Here is a 17,532-nt window from a genome sequence, read left to right as displayed (position 1 = left end):
TGTGGATGCGGTTAGACTAGGCTTAGGCAAGGCACTGAGCCATTTCGATTTCCCAGCATTTTCGATAAGTATTACTTATGGATTTCAAGCAATTGCGTTATTTCGTCGCGGTCTATGAAGAAGGCCACGTCGGCCGGGCCGCCGAGCGACTTTCAATCTCCCAGCCAGCGTTGTCCCAGCAGATTCGCCAACTCGAAAAAAACCTCGATGTGAGCCTGTTCGAGCGCAGCAGCAAACGTCTGCTGCCCACTCTGGCTGCCCACACGTTGTACAACCATGCTCTGCCCTTGCTCGATGGCCTGCAGCGCGCACGCGAAGCCTTGGGCAACTTCAAGGGAAAGGCGCTACGAACCTTGGCCATCGGCGTACTGCAGACCGTCCACTCCAGCCTCGTGCCGCAAATGCTCGAACGCGTGCGCAAGGCACAGCCACATTTGGTGGTGCAGATCTATGAACTGACCGGCCTGGAAATCGAGCGGCGGCTACTCAACGGTTCACTGGACATCGGCATCAGTTACCTGCCGCCCCGTCAGCCGGGTTTGCACGGCGTGCAGTTGTACGAAGATGAACTGACCCTTGTCATCCCGGCGGACCACCCATTGCGCGAATTCAAGAAAGTCTCCATGAGCCAGGCCGCCGAGTTACCGATGTTGCTACTGGGTGAAGAGTTCCAAGTGAGGCAGATCTGGCAGGCACAATTGGCCAATCTGGGACGTCGCCCCCAAGTGCAGGCTGAGCTGAACAACATGGCGGGGATTCTCGACAGCCTGCCGCACACGCGACTGGCGACGGTTCTGCCTGGGCGCTCGCAAAAGACCCATGGCGATCAGGCCTTGCTGTGGAAGCCATTGAGCGAACCGCGAGTGCCGCTGAAAGTCGGGTTGGTGTGTCGGGATGTGCAGCGGCAACAGGCTTCGCTGACGTTGTTGCGGACATTGCTGGAAGAAGTGATGAATGGGCCGGATGACCACTTGAATGGTCCGGCGACACTGGACGGAGTGAGCTGAGCACTTTTTTCCAGGCAAAAGAAAACCCCGCCGAAGCGGGGCTTTGCAGACTGTTTCCCTGACATCCATTTCACTCCGCCGTCCTGGCAGAATCCTACGTGTCCGTGTTGTTGCTTTGCGCTTCCTGCGCGACGTCCATGTGAAGTAGATTAGCTCTGGATCCAATCTTCGCCTATGGGAAAACAGCAGCACGTTATGTAAGAGAATGCTTACATAACGTTAACGGGTCAGAATTGTCCTGCGTCCAGCAGGAACAGTGATTCGCTGCCCGCCTTTACCGACGCGCTCAACGAGTGAATACGCGGCAGCAGACGTGCGAAATAGAACCGCGCCGTACCGAGTTTGCTCGCGTAGAAATCGTCCTGCGCTTCCTTACCGAAAGCTGCCTTGGCCATCAGTGCCCACATGTAGGCGTAGGCCATGTAGCCGAATGCCTGCAGATACTCGACGGACGCCGCGCCGATCTCGTTCGGGTTGTTTTTCGCCCGGTCCAGCAACCACGCGGTCAGTTCGTCGAGGGTGTCCACTGCATCATTCAACGGCTGGGTGAACTCCGCCAGGTCAGCATTGGCTGTCGCGGTGAAATGACGAATCTCGTCGGCGAACAGTGTGTAGAACGCCCCGCCGCTGCCGACGATCTTGCGTCCTACAAGGTCCAGCGCCTGAATACCGTTGGTGCCTTCGTAGATCTGAGTAATCCGTACATCACGAACCAGTTGCTCCTGGCCCCACTCACGAATGTAGCCGTGACCGCCAAACACCTGCTGGCCGTGAACCGTGGTTTCCAGACCCAGATCGGTCAGGAATGCCTTGGCCACCGGGGTCAGCAATGCAACCAGGTCTTCTGCGCGCTTGCGGGTGATGGCGTCTTCGCTGAACTTGGCGGTGTCCAGCTGCATCGCCACGTAAGTGGAGAAGGCACGACTACCTTCGTTCGAGGCTTTCATGGTCAGCAGCATGCGACGCACGTCCGGGTGGACGATGATCGGGTCAGCGACCTTGTCTTTGTTTTGCGCGCCGGTCGGCGAGCGGCTTTGCAGACGGTCGCGAGCATACTCGATAGCGTTCTGGTACGAACGCTCGCCAGTGGCCAGGCCCTGGATGCCGACGCCCAGACGCTCGTAGTTCATCATGGTGAACATCGCCGCCAGGCCTTTGTTCGGCTCGCCGACCAGGTAACCCACGGCTTCGTCGAAGTTCATCACGCAGGTCGCGGACGCCTGGATGCCCATCTTGTGTTCGATCGAACCGCAGTTTGCCGGGTTGCGCGCGCCCAGGCTGCCATCGGCATTGACCATGAACTTCGGCACCAGGAACAGCGAAATGCCTTTCGGCCCCGCCGGTGCGTCCGGCAGTTTGGCCAGTACCAGGTGAATGATGTTTTCGGTCAGGTCGTGTTCACCGCCGGTGATGAAGATTTTGGTGCCGCTGACTTTGTAGGAACCGTCGGCCTGAGGCTCGGCCTTGGTACGGATAATCCCCAGGTCAGTACCGGCGTGCGGCTCGGTCAGGCACATGGAACCGGCCCATACACCGGCGTACATGTTCGGCAGGTACGCCGCTTTCAGCTCTTCGCTGGCGTGGGCGTTGATCGACAGACAGGCGCCGGCGGTCAGCATCGGGTATAGACCGAACGACAGGCTCGCAGAGTTGACCATTTCTTCAACCTGCGCCGAAACCGCCTTGGGCATGCCCATGCCGCCGTAGGTCGGATCACCACCGACACCAACCCAACCGCCTTCAGCGTAAGTCTGATAAGCCTGTGGGAAACCGGCCGGGGTGGTGACGGCACCGTCCGCCCAATGGCAACCTTCTTCGTCAGCCGCACGGCTCAGGGGCGCGATGCTTTTGCTGGTGACCTTGCCGGCTTCTTCGAGAATGGCTTCGACCGTTTCAGCATCGACAGTCTCGGCCAGCGCAGGCAGTTCGGCCCAGAGTTTGGCGACCTCGAAAACTTCATTGAGGACGAAGCGCATATCGCGCAGGGGCGCTTTGTAGTCAGCCATGGCAAACCTCGCAAGATCTAAACAGGTGGTTCGTAGAATAGTGATTTCGTTGTGTCCGAGTGTACCTCAACAACTTTTACGACACATAGGGTCTACTAGTGACTGTTTTGTTATTTTTAGTCACCAGTATTTCAGCTGAGATCGTTCTCGCCTGTCAGAACGCATTCGCGGGCAAGCCTCGCTCCTACAGGTCGTGTCGCACGCATTTCACATGGACGACATAAAACCGTAGGAGCGGGGCTTGCCCGCGAAGCTTTTCAAGCCTGATCGTCAGAGCGCAAACAACTCCGCCGGCAGCTTCATCAGGCAATCGCTGCCCGCCTCGATGGCCGCCCGATGAGCAGCCGTACGTGGCAGCAAACGCTTGAAGTAAAACTCGCTGGTCGCCAGTTTGCCTTTGCAGTAATCGGCATCGCCGCCGCTCGCATCCAACTGCGCCTGAGCCACCAACGCCATGCGTAGCCACAGGTAGCCGAGGATGATGTAGCCGCTGTACATCAGGTAATCCACCGAGGCAGCGCCGACTTCATCCGGATTTTTCATCGCCGCCATGCCGACCTTGGTGGTCAACTCGCCCCACTGCTGATTCAGACCATTGAGCTGCGCCACATAGCTGCCGAGTTGCGGATGCTCAGCGTTTGCCGCGCAGAATTTGTGGACGATTTTAGTGAAGCCACGCAGCAGTTTTCCCTGACTGCCAAGGACTTTTCGCCCAAGCAAGTCCAGCGCCTGAATGCCATTGGTGCCTTCGTAGATCGGCGCGATCCGGCAGTCGCGAACCAGCTGCTCCATGCCCCACTCACGAATGAAACCGTGGCCGCCAAACACCTGCATGCCGAGGTTGGTCACCTCCAGCCCGGTGTCGGTCATGAAGGCTTTGCAGATCGGCGTCAGGAATGCCAACAGGTCTTCGGCGTCCTGACGCGCCGTTTCATCCGGGCTCAGATGTGCAGCATCCAGCAACTGTGCGGTGAAATAAGTCAGCGCCCGGTTGCCTTCGTTGAAGGCCTTCATGGTCAGCAACATCCTGCGCACATCGGGATGAACGATGATCGGGTCGGCGACTTTTTCCGGTGCTTTCGGACCGGTCAGCGAGCGCATTTGCAGGCGGTCGTTGGCGTATTTGATCGCGCCCTGGAAGCTCGCCTCACCCAGACACAGACCTTGCATGCCGGTACCGAGCCGCGCGTGGTTCATCATGGTAAACATGCAGTTCAGGCCCTTGTTCGGCTCACCGATCAAGAAACCCTTGGCGTCATCGAAATTCAGCACACAGGTGGCCGAGGCCTTGATGCCCATTTTGTGTTCGATCGAACCGCAGGAAACGCCATTGCGCTCGCCCGCCTCGCCCTCGGCATTGGGTAGGAATTTAGGAACGATAAACAGCGAAATGCCCTTGGTACCGGCAGGAGCGTCCGGCAGTTTGGCCAGCACCAGATGAATGATGTTGTCACTCATGTCGTGTTCGCCGGCGGAAATGAAAATCTTGCTGCCGGAGATCGCGTAACTGACGTCAGCCTGAGGCACAGCGCGGGTCTTGATGATGCCCAGATCGGTGCCGCAATGGGCTTCGGTCAGGCACATGGTGCCGGTCCATTGGCCAGCGGTGAGCTTGCTCAGATAGGTTTGTTTCTGTTCTTCGGTGCCATGAGCGTGAATCGCCGACATCGCACCGTGAGTCAGGCCGGGGTACATGCCCCAGGAGGTGTTGCTGGAACCGACCATTTCACTGATGACCAAACCCAAAGAACTTGGCAAACCCTGGCCGCCGTATACCGGATCCGCCGCCAGACCATGCCAGCCGCCTTCCACGTACTGTGCGAACGCCTGCTTGAAACCTGTAGGCGTTGTGACCACGCCGTTATCGAAATGGCAGCCTTCCTCGTCGCCACTTCGGTTCAGCGGTGCGAGAACGTTCTCACAGAATTTCGCGCCCTCTTCAAGGATCGCATTGATCATGTCCGGGCTGGCATCGGTGGCGCCCAGCGCGGCGTAGTTGCTGTGAAAATCGAAGACGTGGTCGATCAGAAAGCGCATATCGCGCAGGGGAGCTTTGTACTCGGGCATGGTCATTTCTCCGGCAGCAGATTGCTCAAACCTACTGCCGCGCACCACGCCTCACAATTACAGTCCAGACGCTGAATGCGCCATCATCACTCAACCCGCAGCGGCGTCCATGCGCACCGCACCACGGCGGTTCTGACCGAAAGCCATCACACAGTTTCGCCCCGCGCCTTTGGCGCTGTAGAGCGCCTGGTCAGCGGATTTGAGCACTTCTTCCGGCGTGCGCTGCTCCAACCGCTCGGCGACACCGATGCTGACGGTGACCGATACACTCGAGGCGCCTGAACCGGCGCGGCGCTGGCGGCCCTGCTGGTCATCCTGGGGACGGTTGTCCTGATTGCGCAGCTGGATGTTGTAGGTGGCGATGGATTCGCGGATGACTTCCAGATGCGGCATACACTCTTCGAGGGTTTTGCCTGCGAACACCAGAGCAAATTCTTCACCGCCGTAGCGATATGCCCTACCGCCCCCGCTGATTTTCGACAGCTTGCTGGCGACCAGGCGCAGCACTTGGTCGCCGACATCGTGACCGTGGGTGTCGTTGAATTTCTTGAAGTGATCGACGTCGCCCATGGCCAGCACGTAATTGCGCCCCAGCCGTTGCATGCGTTCGTTCAGGGCGCGGCGACCCGGCAGGCCGGTGAGCTCATCGCGGAACGCCATCTGATAGGCCTCATGGGCAACAGCCGCGGCAATCATCAACATCACCTGGCTGCACATGATGTTCAGGGTGAATGGCAGGATGAAGGTTTTCGGCAACATCCAGAACAATCCCAACAGCCCCACCAATTGCGCAGCATGCAAGGGCCTCGGGTTGCGCCAGTATTGCCAGGCCAGTAACAGGAATGAGGCGATGAAAACCGGGTAGGACAACTGGATCAGGCTCATCCAGGCGCCATGCAGGGCTGGCCAGCGGATCTCCGACAGCCACATCAACAGCGCGTGTGGGTAACTTTGTTCCAGCCCAAGCGCCACGCTGCCGAACGCCAGCAACACAGCAAAGCGCGCCACCATGTCCTGGAACAGGTGAGTGCGCTCTTGCCAGGCGGCGAACAAGCCAAACAGCAACGGAAGCAGCAAACAGCACAGGTGGAAAACCACGGCGGCGTCTTCACGAACTTTGCCGTTGTCGCGGTAGTAGTCGGTCTGGGTGTCGAGCAGGAAGTAGGCGATGTACACCGTGACCATCAGAAACAGTTCACGCTGACGTCGGTAAACCGCGCAATACGCCCCGCCGAGCAACAGCACCAACGTAGGCAGCACGTTAAACAGCGAAGTGAAAAAGACGTTGAGATCCTTGACGTAGGCAGCCGCAAGCCCCGCCAGCAACAACAGCAGTGATGGCAAAAAATGGCTGAAACGTACTGCGGAAGAACGCGGCAAGGGTAAAGCTCCGACCCGGCAAACAAAGATGGCATTGTGCCTGCATTTAGGACAGCTAAGCACGTGCAATGTGACGTGTGTCACATCGCCATCCTCTTTAACGGCAGCAATGGCGTTCTTCTTAGCGTTTTAGTCAGGAATATTTACAGGCAACGCGGTTTTCATCAGGCACAAAAAAGCCGCTGCTCCCGAGGAAGCAGCGGCTTTATGAAGGACTGCGTAGGGCTTAGTAACCCAGTGCGAAGTCTTCTTCTTTCATGTCCATCAGGTTGTTGGCACCCGACAGCATGGTTACAACGTGAGTGCGGGTACGCGGCAGGATACGCTGGAAGTAGAAGCGCGCAGTTTGCAGCTTGGCGGTGTAGAACGCCTCTTCGGTGGTGCCGGCAGCCAGTTTCTCGGCAGCCAGACGCGCCATGTCAGCCCAGAAGTAGGCAAGGCAGGCGTAACCGGAGTACATCAGGTAGTCCACCGACGCGGCGCCAACTTCTTCGCGGTCTTTCATGGCAGCCATACCAACCTTCATGGTCAGCTCGCCCCACTCTTTGTTCAGCGCAGCCAATGGCTCGACGAACTCTTTGACCGCGTCGTTGCCTTCGTTGGTCTGGCAGAACTTGTGAACGATCTTGGTGAAGCCTTTGAGCGCTTCGCCTTGAGTCATCAGCACTTTACGGCCCAGCAGATCGAGTGCCTGGATACCGGTGGTGCCTTCGTACAGCATCGAAATGCGGCTGTCGCGAACGTTCTGCTCCATGCCCCACTCGGCGATGAAGCCGTGGCCGCCGTAGATTTGTACGCCGTGGTTAGCGGATTCGAAACCGACTTCAGTCATGAAGGCTTTGGCGATCGGAGTCATGAAGGCCAGCAGTGCGTCGGCTTTCTTCTTCTCTTCTTCATCGACGCCGTACTTGACGATATCGACTTGCTTGGCGGTGAAGTAAACCATCGCACGGTTGCCTTCGGCGAACGCCTTCATGGTCAACAGCATGCGACGTACGTCAGGGTGAACGATGATCGGGTCAGCGGCTTTGTCCGGCGCTTTCGGGCCAGTCAGGGAACGCATTTGCAGACGATCGCGAGCGTATTTCAGGCCGCCCTGGAAACCGATTTCGGCGTGAGCCAGACCTTGCAGCGCGGTACCCAGACGTGCGGTGTTCATGAAGGTGAACATGCAGTTCAGGCCTTTGTTCGCCGGGCCGATCAGGTAACCGGTGGCCGCGTCGAAGTTCATCACGCAAGTGGCGTTACCGTGGATGCCCATCTTGTGTTCCAGGGAACCGCAGGTCACCGCGTTGCGTGCGCCAATCGAGCCGTCTGCGTTCGGCAGGAACTTCGGAACGATGAACAGGGAAATGCCTTTGGTGCCGGCCGGTGCATCCGGCAGACGTGCCAGAACGATGTGGACGATGTTGTCGGCCATGTCGTGTTCACCGGCCGAGATGAAGATCTTGGTGCCGGACACTTTGTAGGAACCGTCGGCCTGAGGCTCGGCCTTGGTGCGCAGCATGCCCAGGTCAGTGCCGCAGTGCGGTTCGGTCAGGCACATGGTGCCGGTCCATTCGCCGGAAACCAGCTTGGTCAGGTAAGCCTCTTGCTGCTCAGGCGTACCGTGTTCGGAAATGGTGTTCATCGCGCCATGGGACAGGCCTGGGTACATGCCCCACGACCAGTTGGCTTCGCCAACCATTTCGCTGACGGCCAGACCCAGAGACTCTGGCAGGCCTTGGCCGCCGTGCTCTACGTCGTGAGCCAGGCTTGGCCAGCCACCTTCGACGAATTGCTTGTAGGCTTCTTTGAAACCGGTCGGGGTTTTAACGCCGGACTCGCTCCAGGTGCAGCCTTCGGTGTCACCCACGCGGTTCAGCGGAGCCAGCACCTGCTCACAAAACTTGGCGCCTTCTTCGAGAATGGCGTCAACCATGTCCGGAGTTGCGTCTGCACAAGCCGGAAGGCTCTGATAGTGCGCTTCGTAGCCGAGCAGTTCGTCACGAACGAAGCGAATATCACGCAAGGGGGCCTTGTAGTCAGGCATAGCGATAAACCTCTGCTGATGTAACCGGGAATGAACGACCGCGTTGATTTGTTGTGGCGGTCAAACAGTTGTTTGAAACATACGTTTACGCCCAATTCTTGTCAAGCGCCGATCTTTTGCCGTTCGTCATCGCACCATGAAAACCTCGGCCACGCAGTCGCGCGCCGCCGTTGACTGAGCAACACGTCATGTAGGAGAGATTAGTTGAGGAAGAAGGACTTACGCAGAAAAACGCCGCGAACAGGCGCGGCGTTGGAGTAGCGGATTCAGCGAGGGATCAGGCGTAGGTATCGATCAGCGTACCAAGCATTTCATCGGATGCCTTGGCGACTTTGACGCCCAGTTCCACCTGGAACTTGCCCTGGGACATCTCGACCATATTGCTGGCCAAGTCCGATTGCTGGCTGCGGTCTACCGAACGCAGACGATCGACCTGAATCTCGGAGGACTGGCTGGTGACAGAGCGCTCGATAGTGTTGTTGGCGATCTGACCCGAAGCCTGATCGACACGGTTCTGCCCTGTCTGAATAGTGCTCAGACCGGCATAAAAAGCGGTGTTTCCTGAGATTTCCATGGGGGAACTCGTCCGACAAAGGATCAACAGCGGCCATTGAACCAGACACGCCGACAAAAGGCCCGACAAAAACACTAATGGCACAGTGCCTTGTCATAGGTAAAACCCACGTTAACACTTCAGTCCAGCAGATCCAGTTGTAGATACTCGGCCACCGCTTCGGCTGTTACCGACTTGAGTTTCGGCACCCGCCCCAGACACGGTGCGGGAATGCGCTCGGCCAACGTCGCGAGGTTCTCTTCCAGCCGCGAGGTCTTCGGATCAATGATATTGGCCACCCACCCTGCCAACTGCAAACCATCCCGTGCAATCGCCTCGGCTGTCAGCAGTGCATGATTGATACAACCCAGCCGTACGCCGACCACCAGGATCACCGGCAGACCCAGCGCCATTGCCAGGTCCGACAGATTGTCCTGATCCGCCAACGGCACTCGCCAGCCGCCAGCGCCTTCGATCAAGGTGAAGTCCGCCTGCATATCGAGAATCTGCCGCATCGGTGTCAATAGCGATTGCACGGTCAACGCCACGCCAGCTTCCCGCGCTGCCAGATGCGGTGCAATCGCCGGTTCGAACGCGACCGGATTGACCTGATCGTAGGTCAACGGTATCGAGCACTCGGCAAACAGTGCCAGCGCATCGGCGTTGCGCAACCCCTTGGGCGTCAGCTCGCAACCGGAGGCCACCGGTTTGCCCGCTGCCGTGCTCAAACCCGCCAATCGCGCGGCATGCAGCAATCCTGCGGCGACGGTGGTCTTGCCGACATCGGTGTCAGTACCGGTGATGAAATAGGCTGCACTCATAAGGGTTTCTCCAACACGGCGTAAACCACTTGATAAGTCGCCGGCAGTCCCTGTGCCTGACGATACTGCTCGTAAGCCTCGATCAGGCCGAGGATCCGCGCCCTGCCGGTCAAACCGCCTGGCCGACCGGGGTTCAGGTTATGCGCCCCAAGTGCCTTGAGCTCATGGGTCAGGCTGCGGACATCGGGGTAATGCAGCACATGCGGACGCGTTTCGAGGCTGACGACCTTCAAGCCGCTGCCCGCGCAAAGCTGTTGGTAAGCACCGAACTCGCGGAAGCGGTTGACGTGCACCATGCCATCCACCTGACGCCAGCTGTCGCGCAATTCGTACAGAGTGCCTACACACAGACTAGCAAACGCGAATATCCCGCCCGGTTTCAGTACCCGATACGCTTCATTGAGCACCGAGGCGAAATCCGCGCACCATTGCACCGCCAGGCTGGAGAAGACCAGGTCGCAGGTCGAATCCTGCAACGGCAAGCGCTCGGCATCGCCCGCGATGAAATGGGTCGCGCCGCCCAAGGGCCGGGCGTGATTGAGCATGCCTTCTGCAATGTCCAGCGCCACGCCGGCGCTCGCAGGAAACTCCTGCGCCAAGGCTCGGCTGAAATACCCTGTGCCGCAGCCCATATCCAGCCAACGAGCCGGGACAAAATCTTCCGGTAACCGACGTAACAACTCGCTGCCCACGTCGCGCTGCAATTCGGCCACGCTGTCGTAGCTCGCCGCCGCGCGGGAAAAGGACGCCGCCACCTGGCGTTTGTCGGGCAGGCCGCCGGGCAGGTTGGGAAGGGATAAATCAGTCATCACCGAACTCATGCAAAAAGGCCTGAATCGCCCCCGCCACACCGTGAGGGTCTTCCAGAAGAAACGCGTGGCTGGCCTGTTCAATCAGGCCGATTTCGACATCCGGCAGCAGCGCCAGCAAATCCCCCGCCGCTTCGGCCGGGACCAGTCCGTCGAGGCCGGCGAACAAGTGCAGTTGCGGGCCGCGAAACGCTTGCAACGCTTGCCGGGTATCCAATTGTGCGAGCAACTCCAGGCCGCTCATCAGCACCGGCGAAGACGTATGCGGTGCGCCAGCGAGCAACAGTCGCGACATCCCGCGCGGGTCTTCGGCACCTTGGGCGCACAGCAGCGAAAAACGTTTCAACGTCATGCGCGAGTCAGCCTTGCAGCCGGCCAGAAACGCATCGAAGGTTTCGCCGGGCATCGCGCTCGACCATCGTTCATGGGCGACAAAAGAAGGGTTGCTCGCCAGGGTCACCAAGCCGCAGCAGCGGTCACCGCGTCGCGCCGCCAACTCGGACGCCAGCATGCCACCCAATGACCAGCCACCGAGCCAGGCATCCTGCGGCAGCGTCGAGTCCAACTCATCGAGCCATTCTTCGAGGTCGCTCGATTCCAGTTCCGGCAATGGCTCGATCTCGACACGCAGGTGCTCATCCAAACCCTGCAAGGCCGCCGCCAAGGGTTCCAGCGGCGAAATCCCGAGACCCCAGCCCGGCAGCAGAATCAGACGATCACGCATGGCTTGGCTCCGGTCCCAGTTGTTGAAAACAATCGGCCAGTCCATTTAACAATAGCTGTACCTGCGCCTCGCTGTGGGCGGCGGTCAGGGTCACCCGCAAGCGTGCGCTGCCCGCGGGCACGGTCGGGGGACGAATCGCAGTCACCATCAGCCCGCGTTCGCGCAGCATCTGCGACAGTCGAACTGCGCGCCCGGCATCGCCAATCATGATCGGCTGGATCGGCGTGAAGCTGTCCATCAACTCCAGGCCAATCTGTTCGGCGCCTTGGCGGAACTGACGAATCAGCGTCTGCAGATGCTCACGTCGCCAGTGTTCGCTGCGCAACAGCTCCAGGCTTTTCAGCGTCGCGCAGGCCAGCGCCGGCGGTTGGCTGGTGGTGTAGATGTAAGGGCGAGCGAACTGGATCAGGCTTTCGATCAGCTCTTCACTGCCAGCCACAAAAGCACCGGCCGTACCGAAAGCCTTGCCGAGGGTGCCGACCAATACCGGCACGTCTTCCTGACTCAGACCGAAATGCTCGACGATCCCGCCGCCATTGGCGCCCAGCGGACCAAAACCGTGCGCGTCATCGACCATCAGCCAAGCGCCTTTGGCCTTGGCTTCCTGCGCCAGCGCCGGCAGGTCGGCGACGTCACCGTCCATGCTGAACACGCCATCGGTGACCACCAGCGTATTGCCGGAGGCCTTCTCAAGGCGCTTGGCCAGACTGGCCGCGTCGTTATGCAGATAGCGATTGAAACGCGCACCGGACAGCAGACCGGCATCCAGCAACGATGCGTGATTGAGACGGTCTTCCAGCACCGTATCGCCCTGCCCGACTAATGCTGTGACCGCGCCGAGGTTGGCCATGTAACCGGTGGTGAACAGCAATGCTCGCGGGCGGCCGGTGAACTCGGCGAGGGCTTCTTCCAGTGCATGATGTGGGCCGCTGTGGCCGATCACCAGATGCGAAGCGCCACCGCCCACGCCCCAACGCGACGCGCCGGCGCACCAGGCTTCGATCACTTGCGGGTGATTGGCCAGACCCAGGTAATCGTTGTTACAGAACGCCAGCAACGGCTGACCATCGACCACCACTTCCGGGCCTTGCGGGCTTTCGAGCAATGGGCGCTGGCGATAAAGGTTTTCGGCACGACGGGCAGCAAGGCGTGCGGCGAGATCGAAAGACATGCAGGCCTCACGGGTCAGGAAAACAAACAACTCCTGTAGGAGCGAGGCTTGCCCGCGAAGGGATCACCACGGTCAGTCAGATAGACCAAAGTGCCTCATTCGCGGGCAAGCCTCGCTCCTACAGGGCGGGGTGAAGTCAGACAGCCGCGTTATAGAACATCTCGCTGCTCTTCTGCTCCACCAGCGCTTGTTCGATGGCGGCCTGATGCACTTCGTCTGCGTGCTCTTCGCGGGCTTCCGGCAGGATCCCCAGACGCGAGAACAGTTGCATGTCCTTGTCCGCCTGCGGGTTGGCGGTGGTCAGCAGTTTTTCGCCGTAGAAAATCGAGTTGGCGCCAGCGAAGAACGCCAGGGCCTGCATCTGCTCATTCATCGCTTCGCGGCCAGCGGACAGGCGCACGTGGGATTTGGGCATCAGGATGCGAGCAACAGCGAGCATGCGGATGAAGTCGAACGGGTCGACGTCGTCAGCATTTTCCAGCGGCGTACCGGCAACTTTCACCAACATGTTGATCGGCACCGACTCTGGATGCTCAGGCAGGTTGGCCAGCTGAATCAGCAGGTTGGCGCGGTCATCGAGGGACTCGCCCATGCCGAGAATGCCGCCGGAGCAGATCTTCATCCCCGAATCACGCACGTAGGCCAGGGTTTGCAGGCGCTCGCTGTACGTACGGGTGGTGATGATGCTGCCGTAGAACTCCGGCGAGGTGTCGAGGTTGTGGTTGTAGTAATCCAGGCCGGCTTCGGCCAAGGCTACGGTCTGGTCCTGATCGAGACGACCCAGGGTCATGCAGGTTTCCAGGCCCATGGCTTTCACGCCTTTGACCATCTCCAGCACGTAAGGCATGTCTTTGGCCGACGGGTGCTTCCACGCCGCGCCCATGCAGAAACGGGTCGAACCGATGGCCTTGGCGCGCGCGGCCTCTTCGAGGACCTTCTGCACTTCCATCAGTTTTTCTTTTTCCAGGCCAGTGTTGTAGTGGCCGGACTGCGGACAATATTTGCAATCTTCCGGGCACGCACCGGTCTTGATCGACAGCAGCGTCGAGACCTGGACGCGGTTGGCGTCAAAATGCGCGCGGTGCACCGTCTGGGCCTGGAACAACAGGTCGTTGAATGGCTGAACGAAGAGTGCTTTGACTTCGGCCAAAGACCAGTCATGACGCAGGGTTGCAGTGGTGCTGGCGCTCATGGGCGTTTCCTTGTTTTATGCATGGCTTGCGACTGGGGAATGGAATACCCACAGACGCGACACGGATGTTCGGCATATTTAAGGAAGAGCGATGCGCTGTCAACCACGATACGAAGGACCGGTTTACATCTGGTTAAAAAACAAACAAACCTGTTTACTCTGCGCAGAAGCCGCGGACGACATCACCCCAATCTGCATGGCCTGCGAAACCGAGTTGCCCTGGCTCGGCGAGCACTGCCAAACCTGCGCCCTGCCCCTGCCTGCCACGGGCCTGACCTGCGGCCAATGCCTGAAACAACCGCCCGCCTTCGAGAGAGTCGCCGCGCCCTGGACTTACAGCTTTCCGGTCGATAGTTTGATCACCCGCTTCAAGCACAGCGCGAAGTGGCCATTTGGCCGCCTGCTCGCCGAACTTCTCGCTCAGTTCCTGCAACATCGCTTCGATGAAGACCTGGAGCGGCCCGATGCGCTGATACCCGTACCGCTGGCCTCCAAACGTCTGCGTCAGCGGGGTTTCAACCAGGCGGCGATGCTCGCCCGCTGGCTCAGCGTCAGCCTCGACATTCCTTGCGATGAAACGCTGTTGCTGAGGATTCAAGACACCAGCGCGCAACAAGAGCTGAATGCCGACGCCCGTAAAAAGAACCTGCGGAACGCCTTTGCCCTGGCGCCCGCAGCCTCGATCAAGGGGCGCCACTTCGCATTGGTCGACGATGTGCTGACTACCGGCGCCACCGCCCAGGCCCTGGCTCGCTTGTTGATGGATGCCGGCGCCACGCGAGTCGACGTCTACTGCCTGGCCCGTACCCCAAAACCTGGTGACGTGACCTGACTTGACTCTCGTGCGCCAAGCCGCCAACGTCCTCCCCATCGCCACAGCCCAAAGCGTCTCGCCATGTCCTTGCCTACGTTGTTGTCCCAGCACATTGTCCGTCGCCCGCAACGCATCGCGTTGCTGCAACACATCGCCGAACAAGGCTCAATCACCCGCGCCGCGAAAAGCGCGGGTTTGAGTTACAAGGCGGCGTGGGACGCCATCGACGAGCTGAACAACCTCGCGCAGAAACCGCTGGTGGAGCGTAGCGTCGGTGGCAAGGGCGGTGGCGGCGCCAAACTGTCCAGCGAAGGCGAACGCGTGTTGCGCCTGTATCAAAAGCTGCAAGCCTTACAGGCTCAGGTGCTGGAAGCCGCCGAGGATGCCAGCGACCTGGACCTGCTCGGTCGACTGATGCTCAGAACCAGTGCGCGCAATCAACTGCACGGCAAGGTCGTGGCGATCGATGCGCAAGGACGCAACGACCGTATCCGTCTTGAACTGGCCGAAGGCTTGCGTATCGATGCGCAGATCACTCACGACAGCACTCTGCGCCTGGAACTGCAAACCGGCACCGAAGTGATGGCACTGATCAAGGCCGGTTGGCTGGAACTGCTGGGCATCGATCAAGCAGCGACGCCCGGCAACAATGGCCTGAAGGGTATGATCGAAGAAATTCTCGACGCCGACGACGGTCCCAGCGAAGTGCGTATCGGCCTGCCCAATGGCCAGACACTCTGCGCCCTGGCCGAGCCGCTGCATCTGAAAAGCCTCGAACTTAGCGCTGGCAAACCCGTTCTTGTGCAATTCGCACCGTCTAACATCCTGCTGGGCACACCACTCTAGATCAGACACCACACAACCCTGTAGCAGCTGCCGAAGGCTGCTGCTACAAAAAATCAATGCAGCGGCTGCAACATAACGTTCATCGACCACCATTAAGGTGACTGCAAAAACCCGCAGGGAGCCTGATGTGAGCTTATTAAAAGACAACCAACCCACCGACCTCGAAAAAATGGTCGGCCTCAGCCGTCGTGGCTTCATCAGCGCGGGCGCCCTCTGCGGTGCGGCGATGTTTCTCGGTGGCAACTTGCTGAGTCGCAGCGTGCTGGCCGCCAGCGTCAGCGCCGGTTCCAGCAAACTGTTGGGTTTCGACAGCATCGCCGCCGCCACGACCGATACCATCACCCTGCCGCCGGGTTACAAATCTTCGGTGTTGATCAGCTGGGGCCAGCCACTGCAAAAAAATGGCCCGGCGTTCGACCCCAGCGGCAACGGCACGGCCCAGGCGCAGGAAGTCCAGTTCGGCGACAACAACGACGGCATGAGCCTGTTCGAATTCCCCGGTGACAAAGACCGGGCGCTGATGGCGATCAACAACGAATACACCAACTACCGCTACCTCTACCCCCACGGCGGTATGCCGCAATCGGCGGAAGATGTGCGCAAGGCCCTGGCCTGCGAAGGTGTGTCGGTGATCGAAGTGCAGCGCAAGAACGGCCAGTGGCAGTTCGTCCAGGGCTCGCGCTACAACCGCCGCATTCACGGCAACTCACCGTTGCGCCTGAGCGGTCCGGCGGCTGGTCATGAGCTGATGAAAACCAGCGCCGACAAACACGGCAAGAAAGTCCTCGGCACCTTCCAGAACTGCGCCAACGGCAAGACGCCGTGGGGCACTTATCTGACCTGCGAAGAGAACTTCACCGACTGCTTCGGCAGCAGCAATGCCGAGCAGAAGTTCGACGCCGCGCAGAAACGCTACGGTGCGGTGGTGGCCAGTAAAGACATCAACTGGCATCCACACGATCCGCGCTTCGATCTGGCGAAAAACCCCAACGAGCTCAATCGTCATGGCTGGGTGGTGGAAATCGACCCGTTCGATCCGCAGTCGACACCGGTCAAACGCACCGCGCTGGGCCGCTTCAAACATGAAAACGCCGCCCTGGCCGAAACCAATGACGGTCGCGCCGTGGTGTACATGGGCGACGACGAACGTGGCGAATTCATCTATAAATTCGTCAGCCGCGACAAGATCAACCACAGAAATCCCAAGGCCAACCGCGACCTGCTGGACCACGGCACCTTGTACGTGGCGCGTTTCGACGCGGGCGACGGCAACGCCGATCACCCGAAAGGCCAAGGCCAGTGGATCGAATTGACCCACGGCAAGAACGGCATCGACGCCAGCAGCGGTTTTGCCGATCAGGCCGAAGTGCTGATTCATGCACGTCTCGCAGCCAGCGTTGTGAGCGCCACGCGCATGGACCGCCCGGAATGGATCGTCGTCAGCCCCAAGGATGGCCAGGTTTATTGCACCTTGACCAACAACGCCAAGCGTGGCGAAGAAGGCCAACCGGTGGGCGGGCCGAACCCGCGCGAGAAGAACGTCTACGGGCAGATCCTGCGCTGGCGCACCGACCGCGACGATCACGGCTCGAAAAGCTTTGCCTGGGATCTGTTTGTGGTCGCCGGCAACCCGGGCGTCCACGCCGGCACGCCGAAGGGCGGTTCGTCGAATATCACTCCGCAGAACATGTTCAACAGCCCGGACGGCCTGGGATTCGACAAGGCCGGGCGCTTGTGGATTCTTACGGATGGCGATTCGAGCAATGCCGGTGATTTCGCGGGCATGGGTAACAATCAGATGCTCTGCGCTGATCCGGTCACCGGGGAGATCCGCCGTTTCATGGTCGGGCCAGTGGGCTGCGAGGTGACGGGGATCAGCTTCTCGCCGGATCAGAAGACCTTGTTTGTCGGGATTCAGCATCCGGGGGAAAACGGCGGATCGACGTTCCCTGAGCATCTGCCCAACGGCAAGCCGCGGTCTTCGGTGATGGCGATTTCACGGGAAGATGGCGGGATCGTCGGCGCCTGATAAACGCCCCCCTCATGATCGTTCCCACGCTCTGCGTGGGAATGCAGCAAGGGACGCTCTGCGTCCCAAAATCGGACGCGG

Annotated in this window: 14 protein-coding genes; 4 read left to right on the top strand and 10 right to left on the bottom strand. The window is 59.6% G+C overall.

The window, feature by feature from the left end; all coding sequences use genetic code 11:
* Positions 1-77: 77 nt before the first annotated feature.
* Positions 78-1,007 (top strand): LysR family transcriptional regulator, encoded by a 930-nt coding sequence (locus PMI18_RS07945; protein WP_007904196.1) that lies wholly within the window; start codon positions 78-80, stop codon positions 1,005-1,007.
* Positions 1,008-1,234: 227 nt separating this feature from the next.
* On the opposite strand, the gene PMI18_RS07950 is transcribed toward PMI18_RS07945, so the two are convergent.
* From PMI18_RS07950 to bioB, 10 genes are all read right to left on the bottom strand, one after another.
* A complete protein-coding gene (locus PMI18_RS07950; protein ID WP_007904194.1) occupies positions 1,235-3,013 on the bottom strand; it encodes an acyl-CoA dehydrogenase C-terminal domain-containing protein in 1,779 nt (592 codons plus the stop codon).
* 270 nt (positions 3,014-3,283) lie between these two features.
* Entirely contained in the window at positions 3,284-5,080 is a 1,797-nt protein-coding gene (locus PMI18_RS07955) for an acyl-CoA dehydrogenase C-terminal domain-containing protein (RefSeq protein ID WP_007904192.1), read from the bottom strand.
* 90 nt (positions 5,081-5,170) lie between these two features.
* Entirely contained in the window at positions 5,171-6,460 is a 1,290-nt protein-coding gene (locus PMI18_RS07960; RefSeq protein ID WP_007904190.1) for a GGDEF domain-containing protein, read from the bottom strand.
* A 226-nt stretch (positions 6,461-6,686) separates the two neighbouring features.
* The gene (locus PMI18_RS07965; RefSeq protein ID WP_007904189.1) at positions 6,687-8,492 is read right to left on the bottom strand and encodes a phenylacyl-CoA dehydrogenase; all 1,806 of its coding nucleotides are present in this window, start codon (positions 8,490-8,492) and stop codon (positions 6,687-6,689) included.
* Between the two features lie 277 nt (positions 8,493-8,769).
* Positions 8,770-9,066, bottom strand: coding sequence for a hypothetical protein (locus PMI18_RS07970; RefSeq protein WP_007904188.1), 297 nt, complete (start codon positions 9,064-9,066; stop codon positions 8,770-8,772).
* 119 nt (positions 9,067-9,185) lie between these two features.
* Positions 9,186-9,866: a dethiobiotin synthase gene (gene bioD, locus PMI18_RS07975; protein ID WP_007904187.1), complete on the bottom strand. Its 681-nt coding sequence runs from the start codon at positions 9,864-9,866 to the stop codon at positions 9,186-9,188.
* On the bottom strand, positions 9,863-10,675 hold the full coding sequence (bioC, locus tag PMI18_RS07980; protein ID WP_007904186.1) for a malonyl-ACP O-methyltransferase BioC: 813 nt from the start codon (positions 10,673-10,675) through the stop codon (positions 9,863-9,865). The genes bioD and bioC overlap by 4 nt, the downstream gene beginning before the upstream one ends.
* Positions 10,668-11,399, bottom strand: coding sequence for an alpha/beta fold hydrolase (locus PMI18_RS07985; RefSeq protein WP_007904185.1), 732 nt, complete (start codon positions 11,397-11,399; stop codon positions 10,668-10,670). The genes bioC and PMI18_RS07985 overlap by 8 nt, the downstream gene beginning before the upstream one ends.
* Entirely contained in the window at positions 11,392-12,570 is a 1,179-nt protein-coding gene (gene bioF / locus PMI18_RS07990; protein WP_007904184.1) for an 8-amino-7-oxononanoate synthase, read from the bottom strand. Before bioF ends, PMI18_RS07985 begins: the two co-directional genes overlap by 8 nt.
* A gap of 136 nt (positions 12,571-12,706) precedes the next feature.
* On the bottom strand, positions 12,707-13,762 hold the full coding sequence (bioB, locus tag PMI18_RS07995; protein WP_007904183.1) for a biotin synthase BioB: 1,056 nt from the start codon (positions 13,760-13,762) through the stop codon (positions 12,707-12,709).
* Between the two features lie 91 nt (positions 13,763-13,853).
* On the opposite strand from bioB, the gene PMI18_RS08000 reads away from it, so the two are divergent.
* From PMI18_RS08000 to PMI18_RS08010, 3 genes are all read left to right on the top strand, one after another.
* Entirely contained in the window at positions 13,854-14,594 is a 741-nt protein-coding gene (locus PMI18_RS08000; RefSeq protein WP_007904177.1) for a ComF family protein, read from the top strand.
* Positions 14,595-14,657: 63 nt separating this feature from the next.
* On the top strand, positions 14,658-15,422 hold the full coding sequence (locus PMI18_RS08005; RefSeq protein ID WP_007904175.1) for a TOBE domain-containing protein: 765 nt from the start codon (positions 14,658-14,660) through the stop codon (positions 15,420-15,422).
* A 127-nt stretch (positions 15,423-15,549) separates the two neighbouring features.
* Positions 15,550-17,451, top strand: a complete 1,902-nt coding sequence (locus tag PMI18_RS08010; protein WP_007904174.1) for a PhoX family protein — start codon at positions 15,550-15,552, stop codon at positions 17,449-17,451.
* Positions 17,452-17,532: the final 81 nt, after the last annotated feature.

It is taken from the genome of Pseudomonas sp. GM102 (genome assembly GCF_000282555.1).
In the GTDB taxonomy this organism is placed as follows: domain Bacteria; phylum Pseudomonadota; class Gammaproteobacteria; order Pseudomonadales; family Pseudomonadaceae; genus Aquipseudomonas.
The sequence above is the reverse complement of the archived record's forward strand: the minus strand, read 5'-3'. Positions and strand labels throughout refer to the sequence as shown.